Here is a 22,579-nt window from a genome sequence, read left to right as displayed (position 1 = left end):
AGCTAGCGTCGCAACACCAACCAAAACATTACTACCAAAGTCAGCAAGATTAAAGCACCTTTGATCAGAAAGGGGAGACCTGCCCACGACAGTAGCGTCCAACATGCCCAAAATAGCGTGGGCAACAATAACAGCCGAGCCCAAACCATCAACGCCGTCACTATGTCCTTCAGCGGGCTGCTCTTTAGAACCCAATGCTTACCGGTCCACAGCCAGATCTGCTGACGAGGATAGGGCGTAGTTAGTTTCTCGATTGTATTAGGCTCAGGGCGAAGCTCGAATATTTGCTTGCAGCGATCGCATCCCCAAGCTTCAGTCAGCGTGATGGGCACCAGTGCCCCTTGCCTACAGGACGGACATGGATAAACTTGATTGGGATCTAGTAGCTGTGTTTCTTTGGAATGCACTAGCAGTCGTACCAGATAGGAATAGGTAGAGTTAAATAAAGTGTACCTATGATCGCTAAGACTGTAGATATCAAAGCGAACAGCAGATATGGTCTACTAGCGACGAAGCACATATAGGCTCTAAGGGCAACTACGGTCAACTACGGTGGGGCGCAGCTACTTTGAGCGCCAGTCAATGCAACAGTCATATCTGGGCAGTTAATTCTAGCTTGACTACTAATTAATAGCCCAGATAACTACTAAAATTAAGCTGCTAAGCTCAAGGGACCAAGCTTTAGAAACCAAGCTTCAATTAACTAGGTTTAAAGATTCAATAGCTGATAAGCGGGTGAAGAGATTCGAACTCTCGACATCAACCTTGGCAAGGTTGCGCTCTACCACTGAGCTACACCCGCACTTGCCTTTTTAGACTTTTACCAATCTCGCAAATTAGGACGCATTTGTCAACCCTGCAAATATCTCCTAGACTGCTGAAATCAATTTGTCTAACGCTTGACTTACTATGCTTAAAGTTAGCTCGATTCTGCCGCAGTCGGTAGCGCAGCTGATTGCCTATCTGTAAGCATCCCGTTCATAGCGGGGCGTCCATTCTTTACTTGTGTCATCAAGCTAGCCATTTCTAATGCACTCATAGCGTAGCTCCAGCCTAAATTACTTTTAATCCCGGCTCTTTCCAATGCCTGTTGCATGGTGTCTGTTGTGAGCACGCCAAAAACAACTGGTACCCCTGTCTGAAAGCTAGTAGCTGCAATACCTTTAGCAACCTCAGCGGCAACGTAGTCAAAATGTGGGGTACTACCACGAATTACAGCTCCTAAACAGATGATGGCATCGTAGTTTCCACTTAGTGCTAGCTGTCTGGCTAGCGGCGGGATCTCGAAGCATCCAGGTGCCCAAATGTAATCTACTTGAGTGCCTTGTGGATCGATGCTCACACCGTGACGTTTCAAGCAGTCTTGAGCACCTGCTAGCAGCTTTGTGGTGACTAAATCATTAAATCTGCCAATCACGAAGGCATACTTCATATGGCTCGACTGAGTAAAATTGCCTTCGAAAACTGCCATAAGGGTCTTAGGAGCTTAGGGTGAAAATTAAGAAAAGCGAAGCCGATTTAGCGTTGAGGTTACGATCAATCAAACAATGGGGCGATCAAACAACAAGGTAGTTCAGCCCGCCAACTAGGACAACTAGCACACCCCAGACGATAGAGCCCAAGAAGATTAGACGCTTGGACTGGTCCCAGTTACTCGGTGAAGCATACGCGACCGGTACGCCAACAATCATGACGAAAGACCAAAGCACCAAAACAAACAGAGCTAGCTGGAAGATAACAGACATGATCTTTGTACTCTCAAAACATTATTTAAGCAGGCTCAACAGAAGCTATCACTGATGATCCTATATAGCTAAGCTATCAAAAATCAGGACCCTTGCAAAAGTTCCTATTAGGAAAAATGAAAAGAACTGCTAGATCTACTTGTCGAAGCGGACAACTCAGGACGTGGCTATGGCTTTAGATGTGCCTCGAAAGCACTTAGGTAATAAAGGTGGAGGTGATCGAGATGGCGAGAAGAGGGACTACTCAGAGAAGCTGTATCAGCAGCTTAAAGAGCGTATGGCAGAAATCTGGCCGGTGCTAATGATGATAGCAGAGGCCTCTGCGCGAAGAGGTTGGTCTCTCTATATCGTAGGCGGTGCCGTTCGAGATTTGCTGTTGAATAGAGTAGGAAATGACAGAGCAGGATCTAAAGTAGAAAATTCTTTGCCTCTGACAGATATTGATTTGGTAGTGGAAAACCAAGTCAATACGGCTGATGAGACCGCCGTAGGGGCGGGTGTGATTTTAGCAGAGGCTATCCAAGCTGAATACCCAGAGATAGAAGCGCAGGTTCATGGCCAGTTTCAAACAGCAACGCTGACGTGGCAGTCTTGGCAGATTGATATTGCTACGGCCAGAACAGAATTCTATGCTTACCCAGCGGCGAATCCTGCAGTAGAACCTAGTGATATTTATCGAGACCTCTATCGACGTGATTTTACGATCAATGCGATCGCGCTAAAGCTAACTGGTTCTCAGCCAGGGCAGCTGCTCGATATCTTTAATGGCCAAGCAGATCTACAGCAGCGCTTAGTACGCGTGCTACATACAGATAGCTTTATCGAAGATCCCACTCGTATCTTCCGCGCGGTAAGGTTCGCGGTGCGACTAGGCTTCGATCTTGAGGCTCAAACGCAGCAGCTTGCACGAAGCGCTGTAAAAAGTGGAATATACGAAAAATCCCGCTCCAAATACAAAAAGGTTCCTGCTTTGCAGTCCCGGCTACAAGCAGAGTTGAAGTACTTATTAGAGGAATCAGGATGGGAACAGTCTTTAGTTTGGCTAGATGAACTGGGTGCGCTAGCTTGTTTGGATGAGAACTTAGCCCTCTCGCCTGGACTGTTGCAGCAGCTACGACGAATGGATCGGTGGGTACACAAGTTTGAGGTAAGCCAGCCTAGGTGGATACTGCTGCTAGAATTAATGCTTGCCCAGCTTGGCCCAGAGCGGTGTAATCGCGTGGCTAACTCACTTAATCTTAGTGCTCAAAGCCAGTATCGCCTGCGCAATATTCACGCCTGCGAGACACAGTTGAAATCGCAGTTGAAAGCACAGGTCCACGGATCTGCTCTTTCACGTAGCAAAGTGTATAAGATATTTCAGTCGCATTCACACGCGGAGCTACTGCTGATGGCCGATCGCCATCCTCGCATACTAGGCGCGTCGATTTGGCTCTACCTAACTGATCTTGCGCTCATATCCCCGTTAATCAATGGTGGTACTCTGAAACGACTTGGCTACTCACCGGGTCCTCAATTCAAAAAAATCCTAGCAGACGTTCACCAGCAGCAGTTAGACGGTACCCTCACTACTGAGGAATCAGCCGAACAATATGTCCTAAGTCAGTATTCTCTCTAGGTAATGGTTTCTGGGTGAACGTTCTCGAAGCTACGCAATCATTTATATTTGTCATCTTGTATATTTGTCATCTTGTCATCCTTATTACGCCAGCTTGTAATTCCGTCAGCTTGTAGCTATGCCCGGAGAATGCTTTCACAGCCCTTCTCTCGATCGAATCTTTTACACGACTTTCATTAAGCCAGCCGTTTAACGTAAGGCATTTTCATGTCTATATCGCCTTCCAAGCAAAAGCCAAGAGCGCCACACACAGTCATCAAAAACAAGTTAGATGTGCGCCCCTTATCGCTTTCTCAGGCCCTGACTATCACCGCAGGCATGGCTGGATTGATTGGGCTCGTTAGCGGCGCAGTCATTCGGTTCCTACTGACTAGCTCACCTGATGCTAGCTTCCTTAGCCCGATACAGACTTTCCCTACCTCATCAAACTGGTCGACTACTTTGCCAGAGCCTAGCAGTAGTGGACTGGCCTCTCCACCCCATAACGATACGCCTGAAATCGGTCAAGAAAGTACGAACTATCCCAGTAGCTTTGATGAGTTTGCTAGCAGGTCTGGTCGACCTTCTCAATATATGCAAGCTCCCTTAGAGCGGCTTCGTAGTGGGCCGCTATTGCGTGAACCTGTGAGCTTCGATTCCGATGGGCAAGACATAACTATTCCTGATCTCGAAGATCCTGCTTTTGAACCCTATTATGAGCCGGATAGTGAATACAGGCCGTTCTCCCAATAGACGTGCTCGCTTGGAAACTAGCTGAGGTGACAGAGGAGTAGAAGGCAATACAGCGCTCGTACTATCCTCTGAAAGAATGATTTTGCTGATCTCTGTCTGCGAGAAGCACGAAAGGATGTTTATAATTGCAAAGGTAGAAACGCAACCCATTTACTGAGTGAATCAATGCTGCAAGCTTTTTTTGTAGGACGTGCGCTGGCAGCGGCTGTGAGTGAAAGAGCCGAGCATCTAGTTAGTGACGGTCTAGGTAAGCTAGGAAAGTTCGATGCTGAGCAGCGTGAATATTTCCGCCAGTTTACTGAAGAGGTAATGGCTAGGGCGGAGCAGGAACAGGCTGCCGCTGGTGTGACTTCGGATAGCGTTGCAACCGGCACAGGGTCTACAACTGGCGGAGATGTCGAAGATCTACAAATGACTATTGACAACTTAAGAGCTGAGATTGCGCAGGCAAGAGCTGCCATACAGCAGTATCGTCAAAACTAAATTCTTTGAACTGACTTTTCTAGTTGTATTTGTTAGATTAAGTCTGCAAGCTGTTCTACCATGTTGCAGAGTACGACCATGTTGGTCTTGACTCAGTTTTAAAAACATTACTCTCATAAACTTTTTTTAGCCCAGGAAAACTGAGTGACCGCCGTTCCCAGAGACAGTGAGCCCCGCCCAGCGACAGCACCGCAGCAGACTGATCGGCCTGCCGTAGAAGCTCGTATAGCCCACGACCATTTGTCTAACACTCGTCTAGCTCACAACCATTTAGCCCACAACGGAAGTCATGCCGGGGAGAAGATTTCCCTTGAAGACATAGCTTCGCGGCATTCTATCAACTCGGTTCCGGTTGTTCCTAGTTCAGTTCTTGAAGAAAGACTTGCTGAGCAAGAAGTCGCAAGAACAAAATCGATTAGAGAAGTGGCCATTCAAGGGTCAGCTGCAAATGCTACTGATGCTTATATTAGTAGCACTTACAAGGACGGTGACTACCGCTGGAATAAGGGCACCTATTCACGACCTCAAAGATTCATAGATATTTGGTCGTTTGTCTTGAAGCTGCTCGCAAAGCGCTGGCTCTATGGAAAAGCTTGGAGCTATGGCGGAAAGATAACGCCTGAAAAGCAAACCAAACGCCGTAAGGACATGGCAGTTTGGATTCGAGAAACCTGCTTGAGCTTGGGGCCTACTTTTATCAAGATTGGTCAGTTGTTCTCTACAAGAGCTGACCTTTTCCCCATTGAATATGTCGAAGAGCTGGCGAAGCTGCAAGACCGTGTGCCTGCCTTCAGCTACGAAAAGGTCAAAAGCACAATAGAAGATGACTTTGGCCGTCCGCTGGCTGAGTTGTACAAGAGTTTTGAGCCTGTCCCTATCGCCGCGGCTAGCTTAGGCCAAGTGCATTGCGCTGAGCTGCATTCGGGAGAAGAAGTTGTTGTTAAAATTCAGCGTCCGGGGCTGTCGCGACTTTTTGAGATTGATCTTTCTATCTTGAAGGGAATTGCTGAATATTTTCAAAATCACAAAGAGTGGGGGCGCGGTCGCGATTGGCTCGGTATCTACGCAGAATGCTGTCGATTGCTATGGTTGGAAATCGATTTTCTACATGAGGGCCGAAACGGTGATAAATTTCGGCGCAATTTTAGAGGCGTCGACTGGGTGAAGGTACCGCGTATCTACTGGCGATATACTTCGCCTAAGGTGCTGACGCTAGAGTACATGCCTGGAATTAAGATCAGTCATTACGAGGCACTTGAGTCGGCAGGACTCGATCGTAAGCGTTTGGCTAGGCTAGGCGCTGAGGCTTATCTACGCCAACTGCTAACAGATGGATTTTTCCATGCGGACCCCCACCCTGGCAACATTGCAGTTGATACAGATGGGGCGCTCATCTTTTACGATTTTGGCATGATGGGTCAAATTCAGGCAGTCACTCGGACTCGGCTGATGGATACGTTTTTTGGTATCGCTCAGCGGGATGCGGGTTTGGTCATGAAGTCGTTAGTCGAACTCGGTGCACTTGCTCAGATTGATGATATGGGTCCGGTACGCCGTTCGATTCAGTACATCCTAGATAACATGATGGATAAGCCGTTCGAGGAGCAATCGGTGACGGCGATTAGCGATGATCTATATGCGGTTGCCTATGACCAACCATTTCGATTTCCAGCGACGTTCACGTTCGTGATGCGAGCTTTTTCGACTCTAGAAGGGGTAGGTAAAGGGCTTGACCCAGAGTTCAACTTTATGGAGGCCGCTAAACCCTACGCGACAGAACTTATGACAAATGGTATGCCTGGTGAGCCCAACGGTCTTTTGGGTGAGATTAGTCGGCAAGCCGCGCAAGTGGGTAGCTCCGCGCTTAGTTTGCCTAGACGTATAGAAGATACGCTTGATCGACTCGATCGAGGTGACATTCGGGTGAGAGTTCGTTCTATTGAGAGCGATCGCATTCTTCGTCGCAACAGCGATCTGTCTTTAGCGAACAGCTACACTTTGCTAGTTGGTACGTTCACCCTCTCAGCGACACTGCTGCTGATATTTGAATATACTTTGGCAGCGCTAATCATGGGTGCGATCGCCGTTTTATCAGGAGTGACACTCATTCGTCTTTTGATGCGAATTAAGAAAGCAGATAGAATGCCTTAGGTCTGGTTCTAGAGAGATGAAACGCTTTCTAGACGATTTTCCAGAGGGATTTGCCAACCTTGTAGAAGTTGGCTTCTAGAAGGCAACTTTGCCACATATATGGGCAATTATCTATTACCTCATTTGTTACGGTATGTCTTTTTAGCGTTGATTTGGCTACGCTGACCGACGCTATCCTATGGACTGATCTTGCTGTCGGTGAAAATCTGGCAGAAGAAACTTAGTAGCTGGCAAGGCAAGGGCTGCTATCTGCTTACTTGCTATTTTCTTAACTCTTGCTATTTTCTTAACTATAGAGCAGTAATGGTTTGATAGAGCAAGCAATGGTTTAAGCAAAGAGTTGGTCTAAGAGCAATCCATCCTTAGGGTGCCCACTCGTGCTCGCATGTTGCCGGATTCGATACTTAACGAACTTTTTCAACTGCTATATCCGGTTCAAAAGGGATAAGGTTTATCTTTAGAAGGGGTGGTAGTGTTTAAGGACTCTCCTAAATATTCCATCGAGGAATTTCATCTAGGACGACATTCCATCCAAGGCAGTTTATCGGTGCGACTCTATGTTCAAGCGTGTGCTCATTTGTACTGACTTTACAGATAGTCTTCAGCGCTTTGTCGACTTTGTGCCAGATTTATCAAAAGGTTGCATGACCCATATTGTGTTTTTTCACAATGTGCCGCTGATGACCTCTAGAGAGATTCCCTGTGTAGACGAAGAGCGGGTTGAGGCAGCTCGTGAACGGCTAGCGGTGGCTCAATCTGCTGTGCCAGATGGAACCACCGTTAAGATTGAAGTTGCTTCAGGGAGAGCGTCGGACAATATTGTCCGAGCAGTCAAAGAGCATCGGCCCGACATTATCTTTTCTGGAATGCCAACGCGCTCTGTACTCAACGAGCGGCTATTTGGTAGTACCACAATGGCATTAGCCGAAAAAACTCAAGTTCCTTTGCTGATTCTACGCCCTCAGCTCCTATCTACCTATCGTGAAAGCGAGCTAGCACAGCGCTGTCAGAATATGTTTGATTATCTCTTGCTACCCTATGACGGGAGCGAGAGCGCAGACCACCTAGTCGATGAAGTCAAAACCAGAATTCAAGCTGATCCAGGGTGTGCAACACAAACTTGTCTACTAAGCTGGGTGATAGACGGTGGTGGAAGAATTCCTAGTAGTGACCTTACTAAAGAAGCCAAGTCAAAACTAGAAAAAGTCGCTGCACAGCTACGAGGATTAGGTAGTCAGATTGAAACCGAAGTGCGCTTGGGCAGCCCTGTTGAGGAGATATTGAAGTCAGGTGAGGTGCATGATATCAGTGCGATCGCTGTGTGCACTGGCAAGAGCAAAGGCTTGCTAAAGCTCACTGTTCCCAGCTTCACCAGCGCTATGTTGCGAGCCTCCTGGCATCCCATCGTTCATTTTCCTCGCTATGGCGGCTAGAAAGCTGTTATAGCTACCGATAGCCCACTGACCCTAAGGTATTCCTAAGCTACTTAAGAAAGCTTAGGGATGCATCCATAGCAGGCTGCTTCTCGGAGTGCATAGCTTCAAAATTCATCGTGACTTTAGGCTTCAAGTTGTTATCTAGCTCGCGCCTCAATAGCGCTTTAGTTTCTGCTGGGCTACCAATTGATGCGGTCTGACGAGCGCTTACTGCCCAATTTTGTAGCAGCTTGAGCTGACTAGTTGCGACATTAAACTTTTTAACCCGAGAGCAATGGTGGGGGGATTCCAGCGTGAAGAAGAGAATTTGATACTGTCGGTTTTGGGTAAGCTGCCACAGAATTGCCTGAGAAGTGGCTTTTTTCAGATCTAAATAGCATGGCATCCAACGAGGACCATCATTTCGGTTGTAGAACGCACTTAGCCATAGCACCATAGGATGGGGTGTCATAGCACATATAAAGTTGTTGTAACGAGTATTGCGAATACGCTTTTCGATTTCAGCATTCGGCATCATTGCCCACAGCGTAGCCGCAGTCTCGCCTGCCTGACTCAGAAGGCGAGGGAAAACGACTTGTGCAATCGGTATCTCAGCGGGCCACTTTTGCTCTAGGTAAAACTGTTCATTAGGTGAGCGTGTAGGCTTTGGGTGATTCTGAGAAGCTGCTTCTAGGTCATCTATAGGTATAGCTTCTGGTGATTGGTTTAGAGCATCGTGCAAATTGCCTGCTTTAGCGGTTTTGGTAGGCGCTGATGGAAGATCTAATTCATTGCTAAGAAGGGGTCTAGCAATGGTTACTCCTACCGGGAGTGGACTGTCCCTTTGGGCAATCGGAAGTTTAGAAAGTGTAGTGCTAATTCTTTGAGAAATTTGAAAGCTAGATCCAAAGCGCTTTTCTAAAGGAGAAAGTGCTTCTATGATGTCGCTTACTGTCGAAGGTCTATCTGCTCGTCGTTTTGAGAGACAAGCCATGACTACATCATTAAGTTCTTTAGGAATCCTATACGCTTTGATCAAAGGCTCTGGTTCTGTTAGCCTATGAGCTTTGTACCAGCTCCCGAACGTATTGTTACCCGGTGTGACGGGCAGCTTGCTAGCTAGCATCTGATACATCATCACTCCTAGACTGTAGATGTCTGAGCGATTATCTAGCTTGCGACCTTCCATCTGCTCTGGAGAAGCGTAGGCCAACGTTCCCATGAAAGTGCTTGTCTGCTCGTCACCCTCTTGCAGCAGCTTAGCGATTCCAAAATCAAGAATCTTAACCAGCTCACCTATCGAAGGGTCGATGGTGACTAGTATATTGCTAGGTTTGATATCGCGGTGAATGATAGGCACAACTTTGCCGTCGACTGAAATGCCGCTGTGCGCTGTCTTTAGGCCTAATAGAATCTGACGGGTTAACCCAAGAAAACGGGGTACGGGTAAAGGCTTTTTTTGAATCACTTGGCCGATGTTATTACCCTTGAGATACTCCATCACATAGAAGGGCACTTCGTCTTCGTTGACACCATAATCAGTGACTCGAACTACGTGAATACTCCTTTGACCGAGCTGTGCGCAGGTCATTGCCTCACGTAAGAACCGCATTCGCATGTTTTCGTTCAACAGCGTTTGCGACAAAAATTTGACAGCTACTGGTATCCCGCCTAGGAGCGAGTCACTAGCTAGGTAGACTCTGCCCATTGAGCCTTGACCAATAGTTTCTATGAGTTCATAGCGATCGCAAACTGTGCGCCCAGCGTTTGAATCAATCATGGCAACTGTCTGGCAGTTGCTGCCTCCATGCACTGCTGAGATAGCGAGCTGACGTTACCCTACCTAAGAAGTAATACCTGCGTTGACTTGCTTCTTGGCGTGTCTCAAACCTAGTGCGATGCAGTCTATCTTTGATGTCCCAATCGCGTTGCACAAATAATTCTGGCGTTATCCAGCTACCTTTTTGGTCAAGCTCACTATGCTGCGGTAAAAAGGCAGACCGTCGGTTTTGCGTAGTCATGCGCCTGCGAGATTGAACCACGTAGCGAGATTAAGGTTCCCAGATCTCGCCAAGCAGACACGATCTCGAGGCTCCTGTCACACTTGGTAAGTTGCTAGGAATACCATGCCAGCGCCAGTAGGCTAAGACCGCGAATGCGATCGCCTCTTTGTAATCCGCATCTATGTGTCTATCATCAGTTGAATGCACCTTGCATTCTGGCAAACGCCGCTCTAGGCACTCCATCAAGAAGCGATTCCGGCTGCCCCCGCCGCCAATTAGAACCTCTTTGGGTAATTGCGGTAAAAACTGCCGATAGCTCAGCTCAACCGTCGCCGCGGTAAAATCGGTCAGCGTCGCCAGGAAGTCTTCAGGGCTTAATTTCTGGCTTCGTGCTATTTGCCAACACTGCCGCGCATAGTCTGCGCCAAATAGTTCACGGCCTGTAGACTTAGGAGGCGCTAGCTGAAAATATGACTGCTGTAGCCATTGATCTATCAATGACTGATTTGATCTCCCCTGAGCAGCCCATTCACCATGCTGATCGTATGATTTTTCCCCATTAGAAAGCGTTGTTACCGCCCAGTCAAGCAGTGCATTACCCGGACCAGTATCCCAGCCCATAATATTTTTGGGTGCTGATTCCGGCTTCAAATCTTCTCGTTTAGCCCCTCGATCCCAAGCGGGCAGGTAGGTTACGTTGCCAATGCCGCCTATGTTTTGAACAGCAACATCATTCTCTAATTGACTAAGTAAACAGGCATCGATGAGCGGGACGAGCGGTGCTCCTTGGCCACCTAGAGCAATATCAGCAACGCGAAAGTTGCTGATCGTCATACAGCCAGTAGCAGCGGCAATGTGGTCCCCGCGTCCGAGTTGCTGAGTGTAGCCAAGCTGACTATTGCTAGGCGGGCGGTGGTATAAAGTCTGGCCGTGGGAACCAATGAGGTCAATAGAGGTTAGGTCACTTTCTAGTGCTCGAATTGCCTGAATGAACTGCTGGGCGATCGCATCATCTAGTGCGGCTAGCTCCATTAGGGTAACTGGCTGATTAGCACAGATAGCTAAGATCTGCGATCGCACATTATCTGAGTAAGGATACGTAATTCCCTTGACTAGCTCCACCTCAATTTCATAGCCTTCGCCAGTTATCTCGGTCAGCACCGCATCGATTCCATCAACCGACGTGCCACTCATCAGGCCAATAATTCTCATGCGTTCGTCTCTACATCAATCTCCGTATCATCTTGCCGCTTCTACATCGGTAGCTTATCGATGCCCGCATTATCGCCAATCACCACCATCAAGCTCCCACCTTTTAGTCGCGTTACTGGACTGGGGTTGATTGTAAATTTATCGTGGTCGTCTTTCATGTCTTCTTTGCTGATAGCCATCAGCGTCAGACCGTAGTGATTACGCAGGTCTACCTCCATAATGGTTTTACCATCAAAACTTTGGGGCACCACCACTTCTACGATGCTGTGGTCAGGATCAAGCTCAAAGCGATCTAGGATGCCAGGACGAGTCAATGAGCGGGCTAATTCACAACCCATTTCATGCTCCGGAAAGACCACATGGTCAGCGCCAACCCTAACGAGTAGCTTGCCATGGATCTCTGAAGACGCTTTAGCAACCACGTTAGCCACACCTGCCTCCTTCACATTAAGCGTAGTGATAATGCTCTCTTGTACGTAGTTGCCGATAGCGACAATCACCGTATCGAAATCAGGAATGCCTGCTTCTAGCAGCGCTGACGGCTGGGTAGAGTCTAACTGAATCGCGTGAGCAGCAATTTGGTCAGTTAATACTTGGGCAACTCGACTTTCGTTTGAATCTATACCCATTACTTCGTAACCCATGCCGTGCAGCGTCAAGCAAACTGCTCTACCAAAGCGTCCTAGCCCAATGACCGCAAACTGGCGGTTGGTTGCTCTTAGATTCTTGAAAAACTTAAGGGACGAAATATTCACAAGGTTTAATTAAAGCGAATGAAGAGGATGCAAGCATTCTACTGGTTTATCCCGCTGGCTTTGCTACTCTCTTTGCGACTCTTGAGAGCCACCGCCAGAGATTAGTTAAAGACTGCCGAACACTCTTGCGCAATCCAATTCTTTCTTTGATAGGCTAGCTAGATGCTTCCTAGGGACAAGTACGGACGTGGATATTAAAATTGGTCGTGGTAAAACAGCGCGTCGCGCATACGGAATTGATGAAATTGCCTTGGTGCCTGGGGCAAGAACCCTAGATCCACAGCTTGCTGACACTAGCTGGCAAATCGGCGGCATTACCAGAGAGATACCTATCATTGCCAGCGCGATGGACGGGGTCGTCGATGTCAAAATGGCGGTTGAACTCTCTAAGTTGGGAGCGTTAGGTGTGCTCAATCTAGAGGGGATTCAGACCCGCTATGACAATCCTAATCCCATTCTCGATAGGATCGCCTCTGTTGGTAAGACCGAGTTCGTACCATTGATGCAAGAACTTTATGCTCAGCCAGTACGAGCTGATTTGATCACAAAACGCATTCAAGAGATCAAAGCTCAAGAGGGTATTGCCGCTGTTAGCCTAACGCCAGCAGGCGCAGTTAAGTTTGGCAAAACTGTCGCTGAGGCAGGGGCAGATCTTGTGTTTGTGCAGGCGACAGTGGTTTCTACCGACCACTTATCGCCTAAGGCAGTCACACCGCTTGATCTAGTTAGCTTCTGTGAGGAAATGCCAATTCCGGTACTGTTAGGTAATTGTGTAACGTATGAAGTCACTCTAAAGCTGATGAAAGCGGGAGCTGCAGGGGTGCTAGTGGGAATTGGTCCTGGCGCTGCTTGTACCTCTAGAGGCGTGCTAGGTGTAGGTGTGCCACAAGCGACGGCTGTAGCTGACTGTGCTGCTGCTAGGGACGATTATCAGAAAGAATCAGGTCGCTATGTGCCAATTATCGCGGATGGCGGTTTGGTGACAGGCGGCGATATCTGTAAGTGTATTGCTTCTGGTGCTGATGGGGTGATGATTGGTTCTCCGTTCGCCCGTGCTCAAGAGGCTCCTGGACGCGGGTTCCACTGGGGTATGGCAACACCGAGTCCAGTCCTACCGCGGGGTACTCGAATCGAGGTTGGTACAACCGGCTCTTTGCAACAAATTCTTCGTGGGCCTGCTCAGCTAGATGATGGAACGCACAACTTTTTGGGCGCCTTGCAAACCAGTATGGGTACTTTGGGGGCAAAAGATCTTAAGGAGATGCAGCAAGTAGAGGTGGTGATAGCCCCTTCGCTGCTGACTGAGGGCAAAGTTTACCAGAAAGCTCAGCAGCTAGGCATGGGTAAGTAGTCGCTCAGTATTTGGCCGTTTGATCCAATGGCAACCATCTTGAGAGTGCAAGGTAACCACAATTGACCACAATAATAGATATGAGCTCGAGCTGAATATGAGCTAACGCTAAACAGAGCCTGGCTAGTATAAAGACTTGTCTTTGATTATCCAAGAACCTCTATGGCAAATTTCTAAGAGTCTCTTACAATTAAAAAGAAGCGGAGACGAAAGTTTCCGTTCACTCCTCACACCACACTCCGCCTAGATCTTTTGATCTAGGCGGTTCCTTTTGATTGATGGTATTGTTCCTTAGGGTTGCCGACTCTGATATGTGGGACTTTGACGTTAGGTATAGTCTTTATTAGAGCGTGCCTATACAGCGAAGATCTATGTAATAAGGAAGAAATCGAGACTCAATACGGAAGAAATCTGTAGCGGGTGAAAAAAGGGGACAGCTTTTGGCTATGGTAAGATCAGAGTACATGAGTGACTAAGGATTTTAAGAATGTCAGCCGCACAGGTCACAGATTCGACATTTAAGCAAGAAGTTTTGGAAAACGAGACACCAGTGCTGGTGGACTTTTGGGCACCTTGGTGTGGTCCTTGCCGAATGGTAGCGCCCGTTGTTGACGAAATTTCTGAGCAGTATGATGGTCAAGTTAAAGTAGTCAAGGTCAACACAGACGAAAACCCTAGTGTTGCTAGTCAATACGGTATTCGCAGTATCCCGACGCTAATGATTTTTAAGGGTGGTCAGCGAGTGGATATGGTTGTCGGTGCGGTTCCTAAGACAACTTTGGCTAATACGTTAGAAAAGTATCTGTAACTAACACGGTAGGGCTTGGTTTCAGGAAGCTCGATGTCGAAGAGCAAAGCTTGATGTCAGATATCTTTGTTTTGAGTCAGGCCTGATTCTGAGCGTTAGATGGTAAGCATTCTTGATGGATTGGCTTTGCTATTTGGGTTCTAGCGTTTGCTAGAACCCCTTTTTAATGAATAGTTTCCCTTGGCAAGTGTTTTGATCTCATCAATAGCTCTAGCCGTCAATAGCTCTACTCATCAATGGCTCTACTATAGTGTTTGTCACTGTATCGAGTGCTTGTCACTGTATCGAAGTACAAAAATGCAGGTAAAACTTCTATGTATGAAATTTCTCTGTATAGGTATGCTAAGTAACCCGCAGGATATGCATTCATCCCCATACCGCTATCACTTTTCTGGTTAACTAATGACTAATTCTTTTTCACAGTCTGGTAAGTCTTTATCGAAGCATCACCGCCAACCTAGCCAAAGTCTTCGCTCAGACGTTCTCGATGCTTTGAGCCGTCTACCGGATCTAGAAAATGGAGCGCTGATAGAGGAGATTTTTGAGACGCTAGTACGGATGACTCAGCAAGAGGCTGAGCGACTAGACTGGAAGATTTTGAGCCGTTCTTTGCTGGATATGGAGATAGGGTTTCAGGCCTTTTACCCTTACCGGCATACGCGCAAGGTAACGGTCTTTGGCTCGGCTAGAACCCCGAGCGATCGCCCTGAGTATCAAATGGCAGTCGAATTCGCGCGTCGTGTGAGTGAAGAAGGCTTTATGGTGATGACCGGGGCCGGGGGCGGCATCATGCAGGCGGGTAATGAGGGTGCAGGACGCGATCGCTCTTTTGGTCTCAATATCCAATTGCCTTTTGAGCAAGGCGCTAATCCGACCATGACTGGCGATACTAAGCTGCTAGATTTTAGATACTTTTTCACTCGAAAGCTGTTTTTCTTGAAGGAAAGCGATGCGATCGCGCTCTTTCCAGGTGGCTTTGGCACTCAAGACGAAGCGTTTGAATCACTTACCTTGATTCAGACAGGCAAAGCCACTCCGCTGCCATTAGTGTTGATAGATAGACCTGGTGGAGACTATTGGAAGAGCTGGGATCACTATTTGCGCAACCGGCTGCTTGACCAGGGATTGATTAGCCCAGATGACACGAGTCTTTACCATCTGACTGACAGCATTGATGACGCGATCAAGTCGATTGAAGACTTCTACCGGATGTATCATTCCAGTCGGTATATAGACAATCAGCTCGTCATTCGACTAAAGGCTCCCCTAGGGGCTGATGCTGTCGATCAGCTCAACGAGAAGTTCGAAGATATCTTAACTAAAGGAACTATTCGAGAGGTGTCAGCGTTTTCAGTCGAACAGGACGACGAAACGGCATCCTTGCCTCGTTTGGCTTTATATTTCAACCAGCGCAGTCAGGGGCGATTGCATGAGATGATTCGCTTTCTTGGCAAGTTGGGTGTTTCGTGCGATGAAGTTCAACACCCTGAGAAGAAGTAGGCCGACAAGGTGACGACAATCAGGCAATCACCTGCGGTAAGTCAGCCTGGATAGCCGTGTCTTACCTAAGCTGGCTCTTACGCCTTAAAGACCGCGCTGTAGGTGAAGCAGGATGCCTCTAGCGATCGCCACAGACATACGCTCTCGCCAAACTGGATCGGCTAGATTCGGTGCATCTTCCACACCTGTAACAAAGCCTGTTTCGATCAAGATAGCAGGCATAGAAGTGCGACGGATAACATAGAACCGAGCGCTACGAACGCGGCGATCGCGCATTCCCATTTCTGCAAGTACACTAGCATGGACTGTATTCGCCAATCGTTGACCTGCGGCCGAAGCATAGAAGGTTTCTAGCCCGTTGACATCAGGGCGGCTCATGCTGATCGCATTGGCATGAATGCTAACGAAGATAGACGCATTTGCTCGCTCAGCAATCTGTACTCTGGGCGCTAGATCTAGCTCATAATCACTTTCTCTAGTCACGACGACATTAACACCTTGCGTGCGTAAGATAGCGGCTACCTGAGGGGTGATGTCGTTAACTACCTGTTTCTCCTGCAAACCACCAATTCCAACTGCGCCCGGATCACGGCCGCCATGTCCAGGGTCTAGTACAACAGTAAACCGTCCGTTGGGAACAGTAGGTAGTGAGCCAAGTTCTACTTGATCTGTCTGTCTATTCGCTGTTGCTAATCTAGATGCATAAGCTTCGGTCGTCCCCGATCGATTCCCCGTATCTGGCACACTAGTAATCGCGACGTCCTTGGGTAGTACCATGATGCCGCCTTCGTGTGCCGTGATTTCCCAATCGGGGCTGCCCTCTGCGAGTGCCAAGGTGATTCGAGCCTTAGCAGGCTGTGCTGATATCTGGTCGACTTGCCAACTGTCGATGCTGTAGCGCTCAACCGGTAGACGCCCGGCCGTCAGGCCAATTGATATGGCTGCCTGGTCTAACTCTAGCGTGATGTAGTTTTGCCCATCATCTGAGAATCTATCGACCCTCAACTCAGCCACTTCTCCGGCAGTGCGAATGAAAAAGCCGTCTACGGTGGCAACAATCCCTTGGATACGGGTCTGAGCGCCCTGAACGGGACGATTATTGACCGTGTTGCCAGTTACTTGCGTCGGTGCTTTGGTTTCTATATCGCTTTCTATATTGCTTTCTACATCACTTGCCGCAAGGCTGGTGGCCTCTGGAAGCTGCAGTGTCCACTCGCGTGAGCTTTCACCGCGTATCCGTACTTGGTCAGGATCAAGAATATAGCCTGGTTCATATTCCACAATCAGCCGAGCGGTCTCGGCGTCTAACTCAACGGCTCGCACTTCTTTAATCGCAGGATCTTCCACCACTAGGTTTTGCGTTTCATCAAGCGTGGTTCCTGGCAGGTCAATAACTAGCCTAGTTGGACTAGATAGGAGCTGAGCAGTGGGCTGAATGCTGTCATCCGTCGTAAACGTCAGCTGGTTCTTTTGTGGATCGAATCGCCAGGACTGGAGTCTAGCGGCTTCTGAGGGGAAAGCAAGCACCAGTGCTCCTATCAGAGACAGCGCAGATAGTAGAGAATTTGCTCTCACAATCTAGATCCTCGATACCGAACAAATTCACTAGCGGCGCTGCCATACCTGCTAACAATCGCCGATGTCTGGCTAGCTCTATGCCTATGGGACAGACCGCGAGAGCCGTGGCTAAGGCTATAGATACTGTGAAAGATACTGTGAAGGGTCGTCAGCAATTTGTAAATCCAAAACTCTGTCAACTTGAAGACCAACTGGTCTCTGAAGGTTTTACTCACCCTCTAGATAAAGTTCAGTGGTCTTTCGGTGTTTCAGGCGTTAGCCTGCCCAGTTTCTCAGTTCATACAACAAGCGAACCTGTTCTAATCAGTGACTTCAAGGAACCCGTACCAGGAGATGCTTACGAAAGAGTAATCACCTGCCTGTTTACACTGCAGCTTAGCAGACCAATTACGAAGCCGTGATTTTACAACGGCATGATCTCGAATTAAAGATATGGCTAAGCAGCCTGTTTAGCAAGCAATTTATCATCTAGCGTTTTGGGAACAGCCGCTGTCAAAACTTCGTGCCCCGTCTCTGTGACTAAAACATCGTCTTCTATCCGAATGCCGATACCTTTCCAGCGGTCCTCGATGTGCGGTTGAGGGTATTTTTCCTCTCCTGCTTCATCTGGTGTGTTGTCAGGTTCATAATCAGGTGGAATATAGATACCAGGTTCTACGGTGACGATGTTGCCAGGTTCAAACGGCTTCCAGGTTTTATCAGAATTACGCAGAATGCCTGTATCGTGGACATCTAAGCCTAGGAAGTGGCCAGTACCATGCATAAAAAAGGCTTTATGCTTTTTAGCTTCGATCAGCTCGTCTACATCACCTTCTAATAGACCCAACTCAACTAGTCCGGCTGTAATCACCTTGGTAGCAGCATCGTGAAAGGCATTAAAAGGAAGACCAGGCTGGACTTTCTCAATGGCCGCAAGCTGAGCTTCTAGAACAAGTTCATAGAGAATTTTTTGCTCTCTAGAGAGGCGATCGCCTACCGGAAAAGTCCGGGTGATATCAGCGTTGTAGTAGTCGTAAGCGCAGCCAGCGTCGATCAAAATGAGATCGCCGTTTCTCAGCACCCTGTTATTTTCGACGTAGTGCAAGATACAGGCGTTTTCTCCCCCAGCCACAATTGATGGATAGGCCGGACCCAGTGCGCCTTTGCTACGAAAGACGTTTTCGATAGCTGCTTGGACTTCATATTCGTATACGCCAGGACGCACCATGTCTTTGGCTACCTGATGGGCCTCGGCGCTAATGGCGATCGCCCGCCGAATCTTCTCTACCTCAGCGGGTGTTTTGATCCGACGAAACTGCTGCATCAACAGCTTCGAGTCTTCGATAGCGGCGGGACCTTTACCTTGTTTTGTCATCTTCCTGAGCAGCTGCTGCCACAGGCTAATGATGCGTTGATTGAAGACTTGGTCGTTGCCAAAGTGGTAGTAAAGTCTAGGCGCTGACTGGACATACTCTATGAGCTTTTTCCCTAGCTCTGTAATCGGGTAAGCCTCATCGGCGCCGTATCTTTCCTTAGCAGCGTCTACGCCAGTGCGGTAGCCACTCCAAGTTTCTGCCTCTTTATCCTTGGGTCTTACAAAAAGGATGAAGTTGTGTTTCTCATGCGAGGGGGCAAGTACAGCTACCGCATCGGGCTCGTTGAAGCCTGTGAGATAGAAGAAGTCGCTGTCTTGTCGAAATAAATAGTCCACATCGTTGTGCATGACAGCGGTAGGGGCACTACAGAATATAGCCGTGCCCTGACCAATTGCTTCAAGCACAGCCTGCCGACGCTGATGATACTCGCTCTGCATGAGTTCGTGACGCTTTCTTGCTAAAGCGTTCTTCTAAAGTTCTAAAGTGTTAAGCAAACTTTAAAAAGCATAGCTCAAAACTTCGATTCGCATACCGCTACTAGGTAGCGCGCTGGGACTGATTGAAAACGTGTTGTCTCCTCTAGTAACCGGTACGTCTGGCATTAGATCGATAAAGTCTTCTACACCAACGATATCGCAAGCGTCCGCATCGGCTGCCTGAGTGCGGTAGTGGGTCGGAATAACGATCTTGGGATTAAGCGATCGCACTGCCTCAACCGCTTCTTCTGGTCCATAAGCTTTTGGCCCACCGCCGACAGGCAATAGCAATATGTCCGGGCGACCCAGCAGAATCCTATCTTCGATCGCTATCGGCGCAGCCGCACCCCCTAGATGTACGACATTAATACCCGACTGATTCCACGCCCAAGCGACATTAGTGCCAAATCGCCTGCCGCCGATTCGATCGTGGGGCATACTCACACCCTGCACTTCTAGGACACCAACCGTGTAGTCTCCGGGTTCTTCGAGTAGCTGTGTGTTGTCGTAGGTACTGTTCACAAAACCTTCGTCAAACATTCGACTGCTAGTAAGCACGACATCAGCGGCTACTTTGGGCTCAGCATATCCCGCTGTACAACCAATGGCTTTGAATGGATTGACTAGTATCCGCTTACCACTGCCAGTAAACAAAAAGGCAGTGTGTCCAAGCGCTGTAATCGTTAGCGGGCCAGTTTGTGCATAAGAAGATTGATACTTCGAAGTAAGACCTAACCCAACAGTACCTAGAAACCCTGCGCCTGCGTACTTTAAGAGATTTCGTCGATTCATCATTTCTATCAATCTTCCACACTGTTCTTTGATCGCTGTTCTTCGATCACTATTCTTTTATCCTGCCGTATGGGGTGCCTAGATGCACTAAGGAATTAGGACAGTTTGTCAGGGCGGATAGGCCTCGAGTGCTAGGTGAGGTCTTTCAAGAAATTTTTCAGTAGATCTTTGCCCGATTCTGTCAAGACGCTTTCTGGATGGAACTGTACGCCTTGAATATGCGGATAGTCGCGGTGGCGGATTCCCATAATGGTCCCATCTTCTACCCAAGCAGTGACTTCTAGGACTGCTGGGCAGGTGGCTGGATCAATAACAAGGCTATGGTAGCGAGTAGCCGTAAGTGGGTCGGCCAACCCTGCAAAGACACCCGTACTGTTGTGGCGAACAGGGGAGGTCTTGCCGTGCATCAGCTCTGGTGCGCTAACGACCTTACCGCCGTAAACCTGACCAATACTTTGATGTCCTAAGCAAACGCCTAGAATAGGTAGAGTGGGCCCTAGCTGCTCAATAATCTGTAAGGAAATGCCGGCATCGTCTGGTGTTCCTGGACCTGGTGAGATGACGATACCGTCTGGCTGCTTAGCGGAGATTTCTTCTATCGTGATTTGGTCGTTGCGGAAAACTTCTATCTCACGAGCAATGCCTAGATTTTGTCCAAGCTCACCAAGATATTGAACCAGATTATAAGTGAAGCTATCGTAGTTATCTATAACAAGGATCATAAGGTTAGTGCGGCTGTCTATCTATTCGCCTGTCTATATATTGGATCATCGATGCAGTCAGACAAAGCATAATCAAAGCGTAGTCGAATAGAGCCGGACTAAAGATAGCTAAATCGAGAGAGCAGAAGGAGCTAGAAGAGCCCAAAGCGGTGGTGCAAAAATAAGAACAGCGATCGCCAAGGCAACGATTGCCGACATCAAGACAGCCCCAGCAGCGCAATCCTTAGCGATTTTAGCAAGGTCATGATAGGCCTGCCCCACCGTCAGATCGACTAAAGATTCTAAGGCAGTGTTAAGAATTTCCATGACTAAGACCGCGCCAATCGTTAGGCAGACAACAGCCACTTCTAGATTGCTAACTTTAAGTGTCCAACAGAGAATGATGGCTAGGACACCGATACCACTATGAACTCTGAAATTCCGCTGGGTTTGGAAGGCGTAAGTAATGCCTGCCCAAGCGTATCGGAAGCTAGTAAAAAGGTCAGGAGCGACTTGCCAAGACTGGGCCCGCTTAGCTATTTCTATTTTGTCAAGGTCTCCCTTATCGGTTTCTATACTTTTGGTGTTGATCTGGTCTGTATCAGCCTGTTGTGATCGAAGCGGTTGGACATCTGCTGAAGTGGATTCCACATGAGTCGTCAGGCTGGGGTGAGAGGGAGTAGCGCTCTCCAAATGGTTGCTGCGATACTCCGTAGGAGGAGTGGCACCGTTTTGGAAGCGCTGGCTATCACTAGAGAACATAAATATATGGGGTCGGCTAGCGTCTATGTAGATTGAGATAGATGAGGGAAAACAATAGTAATCTGACGATTTAACGTTGCCCAGGTTTTAGATCAACATAACTTAATCATCTTCGCTGTCAGCCAATTTGTCAGCCACTTTACATAGGAAGCATTACATATACGGTTTTTTATTAGATTTTAATAGATAGTTTTTTGACGGCTTTCTCACTTTCAACAAAGCTTTTGAGCGACTTCAAGACAATCTACCAAAACCAGCCTAGAAACCTACAATCTTTTGATGTTTAGCCAATGATATTTAGCAAAATCTAGCTTAGAAGATTAGATTCAGCAAAAGGGCTTGGCGATCAAGCATCTGCGTGAGTCTATCCTCGTTTGGATGGTCCCAGCCTAACAGGTGGAGTAGTCCATGAGCGCAAAGCCAAGCAAGTTCCCTTTCTAGAGAGTGTCGATTCTCAACTGCCTGACGGGAGGCGGTTTCTATTGAGACAATAATATCGCCCAGATAGACTGGCTGTTGCTGATAGACGTTCTGTAACTGCGGGATCTCTGTTTCTAGCGCAGCAAAAGAAAGCACGTCGGTTGGTTTTTCCTGCTGTCGAAAATCGCTATTAAGCTGTTGAATTTCTGCATCAGAGGTCAGTCGTAAACTGACTTCATAAGCCCCAATCGGCGAAATCTTCGGGTCAAGATCAGCCAGCCAGGTCTTAAACCACATGATGTATTGCTCGTTTGCAATACCCGTCTCTTCGGTCACCCTATCCAAAGCACTGCCGTCTACAAAAGCTTCGACCTGGAGCGTTTGTTTCGTCATTCAGCCCACCTCTAGCGAACTCGCACCTGATATATCTTTAGGCAAGAAGACACTAGCGAGTGAGATAGGCTAAGCCCACAAAAAGTCCTAATAGTCCGATAAAGGAGAGGAAGAAGTGATAGAGCGATGTTCCTCCTTTTTTAACCATGTTACGCATCGCCAGCTTGATAAAGCTAGGAGCAGGTTCGTTTAGTAGGGAATTTTCTAGGGTTGAGTGCTGATCTGCAGGTGCTGCAACGGCTGGCTTTTCGGTACTCATATTGGCGCTTTGGTAGTGGATAAATTCTGGATGCTGGGATTTTTCTCGTGTTTTTCTTTCTTTTGCCTTT

22 protein-coding genes and 1 tRNA gene are annotated in these 22,579 nt (G+C 48.0%); 9 read left to right on the top strand and 14 right to left on the bottom strand.

The window, feature by feature from the left end; translation table 11 throughout:
- Positions 1-2: 2 nt before the first annotated feature.
- The 4 genes from S7335_RS02375 to psbZ all read right to left on the bottom strand — a co-directional run bounded on the left by S7335_RS02375 (position 3) and on the right by psbZ (position 1,745).
- A complete protein-coding gene (locus S7335_RS02375) occupies positions 3-407 on the bottom strand; it encodes a hypothetical protein (RefSeq protein ID WP_038015477.1) in 405 nt (134 codons plus the stop codon).
- A gap of 323 nt (positions 408-730) precedes the next feature.
- Positions 731-802, bottom strand: a tRNA-Gly gene (locus tag S7335_RS02370).
- Between the two features lie 117 nt (positions 803-919).
- A complete protein-coding gene (ribH, locus tag S7335_RS02365) occupies positions 920-1,471 on the bottom strand; it encodes a 6,7-dimethyl-8-ribityllumazine synthase (RefSeq protein WP_038015475.1) in 552 nt (183 codons plus the stop codon).
- A gap of 85 nt (positions 1,472-1,556) precedes the next feature.
- Positions 1,557-1,745: a photosystem II reaction center protein PsbZ gene (gene psbZ / locus S7335_RS02360; protein WP_006456669.1), complete on the bottom strand. Its 189-nt coding sequence runs from the start codon at positions 1,743-1,745 to the stop codon at positions 1,557-1,559.
- Between the two features lie 169 nt (positions 1,746-1,914).
- Between psbZ and S7335_RS02355 the strand changes: the two genes are divergently transcribed.
- From S7335_RS02355 to S7335_RS02335, 5 genes are all read left to right on the top strand, one after another.
- The gene (locus S7335_RS02355; protein ID WP_006456427.1) at positions 1,915-3,363 is read left to right on the top strand and encodes a CCA tRNA nucleotidyltransferase; all 1,449 of its coding nucleotides are present in this window, start codon (positions 1,915-1,917) and stop codon (positions 3,361-3,363) included.
- Positions 3,364-3,570: 207 nt separating this feature from the next.
- Positions 3,571-4,095 carry a hypothetical protein gene (locus S7335_RS02350; RefSeq protein WP_006457490.1) on the top strand — a complete coding sequence of 175 codons (525 nt, stop codon included), beginning with the start codon at positions 3,571-3,573 and terminating at the stop codon, positions 4,093-4,095.
- A 165-nt stretch (positions 4,096-4,260) separates the two neighbouring features.
- The gene (locus S7335_RS02345; protein ID WP_006456867.1) at positions 4,261-4,578 is read left to right on the top strand and encodes a DUF6825 family protein; all 318 of its coding nucleotides are present in this window, start codon (positions 4,261-4,263) and stop codon (positions 4,576-4,578) included.
- Positions 4,579-5,001: 423 nt separating this feature from the next.
- The gene (locus tag S7335_RS02340; RefSeq protein WP_050765943.1) at positions 5,002-6,729 is read left to right on the top strand and encodes an AarF/ABC1/UbiB kinase family protein; all 1,728 of its coding nucleotides are present in this window, start codon (positions 5,002-5,004) and stop codon (positions 6,727-6,729) included.
- 557 nt (positions 6,730-7,286) lie between these two features.
- Complete coding sequence (locus S7335_RS02335; RefSeq protein ID WP_006455875.1) at positions 7,287-8,162, top strand: universal stress protein; 876 nt, start codon at positions 7,287-7,289, stop codon at positions 8,160-8,162.
- A gap of 49 nt (positions 8,163-8,211) precedes the next feature.
- Here the strand turns inward: S7335_RS02335 and S7335_RS02330 are convergent, their stop codons facing one another.
- From S7335_RS02330 to S7335_RS02320, 3 genes are all read right to left on the bottom strand, one after another.
- The gene (locus S7335_RS02330; protein ID WP_006454528.1) at positions 8,212-9,924 is read right to left on the bottom strand and encodes a serine/threonine-protein kinase; all 1,713 of its coding nucleotides are present in this window, start codon (positions 9,922-9,924) and stop codon (positions 8,212-8,214) included.
- 271 nt (positions 9,925-10,195) lie between these two features.
- A complete protein-coding gene (locus S7335_RS02325) occupies positions 10,196-11,359 on the bottom strand; it encodes an anhydro-N-acetylmuramic acid kinase (RefSeq protein ID WP_006456875.1) in 1,164 nt (387 codons plus the stop codon).
- Between the two features lie 41 nt (positions 11,360-11,400).
- Positions 11,401-12,114 carry a TrkA family potassium uptake protein gene (locus S7335_RS02320; RefSeq protein ID WP_038015466.1) on the bottom strand — a complete coding sequence of 238 codons (714 nt, stop codon included), beginning with the start codon at positions 12,112-12,114 and terminating at the stop codon, positions 11,401-11,403.
- Between the two features lie 187 nt (positions 12,115-12,301).
- Here S7335_RS02320 and S7335_RS02315 point away from each other — a divergent pair, with 187 nt between their 5' ends.
- From S7335_RS02315 to S7335_RS02305, 3 genes are all read left to right on the top strand, one after another.
- Positions 12,302-13,465, top strand: a complete 1,164-nt coding sequence (locus S7335_RS02315; RefSeq protein ID WP_006453631.1) for a GuaB3 family IMP dehydrogenase-related protein — start codon at positions 12,302-12,304, stop codon at positions 13,463-13,465.
- A 487-nt stretch (positions 13,466-13,952) separates the two neighbouring features.
- On the top strand, positions 13,953-14,273 hold the full coding sequence (trxA, locus tag S7335_RS02310; RefSeq protein ID WP_006454864.1) for a thioredoxin: 321 nt from the start codon (positions 13,953-13,955) through the stop codon (positions 14,271-14,273).
- Positions 14,274-14,675: 402 nt separating this feature from the next.
- A complete protein-coding gene (locus tag S7335_RS02305) occupies positions 14,676-15,773 on the top strand; it encodes an LOG family protein (protein ID WP_006457489.1) in 1,098 nt (365 codons plus the stop codon).
- Between the two features lie 84 nt (positions 15,774-15,857).
- On the opposite strand, the gene S7335_RS02300 is transcribed toward S7335_RS02305, so the two are convergent.
- The gene (locus S7335_RS02300; RefSeq protein WP_227499935.1) at positions 15,858-17,348 is read right to left on the bottom strand and encodes an N-acetylmuramoyl-L-alanine amidase; all 1,491 of its coding nucleotides are present in this window, start codon (positions 17,346-17,348) and stop codon (positions 15,858-15,860) included.
- Positions 17,349-17,434: 86 nt separating this feature from the next.
- Here S7335_RS02300 and S7335_RS02295 point away from each other — a divergent pair, with 86 nt between their 5' ends.
- The gene (locus tag S7335_RS02295; RefSeq protein WP_006454562.1) at positions 17,435-17,752 is read left to right on the top strand and encodes a hypothetical protein; all 318 of its coding nucleotides are present in this window, start codon (positions 17,435-17,437) and stop codon (positions 17,750-17,752) included.
- Positions 17,753-17,787: 35 nt separating this feature from the next.
- Here S7335_RS02295 and S7335_RS02290 read toward each other — a convergent pair whose 3' ends face one another.
- The 6 genes from S7335_RS02290 to S7335_RS02265 form a co-directional block, all read right to left on the bottom strand.
- Positions 17,788-19,143, bottom strand: coding sequence for an aminopeptidase P N-terminal domain-containing protein (locus tag S7335_RS02290; protein ID WP_006453819.1), 1,356 nt, complete (start codon positions 19,141-19,143; stop codon positions 17,788-17,790).
- Positions 19,144-19,203: 60 nt separating this feature from the next.
- Positions 19,204-19,977 carry an MBL fold metallo-hydrolase gene (locus tag S7335_RS02285; protein WP_006455813.1) on the bottom strand — a complete coding sequence of 258 codons (774 nt, stop codon included), beginning with the start codon at positions 19,975-19,977 and terminating at the stop codon, positions 19,204-19,206.
- Between the two features lie 128 nt (positions 19,978-20,105).
- Positions 20,106-20,696, bottom strand: a complete 591-nt coding sequence (locus tag S7335_RS02280; protein ID WP_006456834.1) for an aminodeoxychorismate/anthranilate synthase component II — start codon at positions 20,694-20,696, stop codon at positions 20,106-20,108.
- 108 nt (positions 20,697-20,804) lie between these two features.
- Positions 20,805-21,437: a diacylglycerol kinase family protein gene (locus S7335_RS02275; RefSeq protein WP_006454550.1), complete on the bottom strand. Its 633-nt coding sequence runs from the start codon at positions 21,435-21,437 to the stop codon at positions 20,805-20,807.
- A gap of 312 nt (positions 21,438-21,749) precedes the next feature.
- Complete coding sequence (gene ybeY / locus S7335_RS02270; RefSeq protein WP_006456005.1) at positions 21,750-22,250, bottom strand: rRNA maturation RNase YbeY; 501 nt, start codon at positions 22,248-22,250, stop codon at positions 21,750-21,752.
- A gap of 52 nt (positions 22,251-22,302) precedes the next feature.
- A complete protein-coding gene (locus S7335_RS02265; RefSeq protein ID WP_006457622.1) occupies positions 22,303-22,509 on the bottom strand; it encodes a DUF3285 domain-containing protein in 207 nt (68 codons plus the stop codon).
- Positions 22,510-22,579 lie beyond the last annotated feature (70 nt).

It is taken from the genome of Synechococcus sp. PCC 7335 (genome assembly GCF_000155595.1).
GTDB lineage: Bacteria > Cyanobacteriota > Cyanobacteriia > Phormidesmidales > Phormidesmidaceae > Phormidesmis.
Note: the sequence above shows the minus strand (reverse complement) of the source record. Positions and strands in the feature narration are given on the sequence as shown.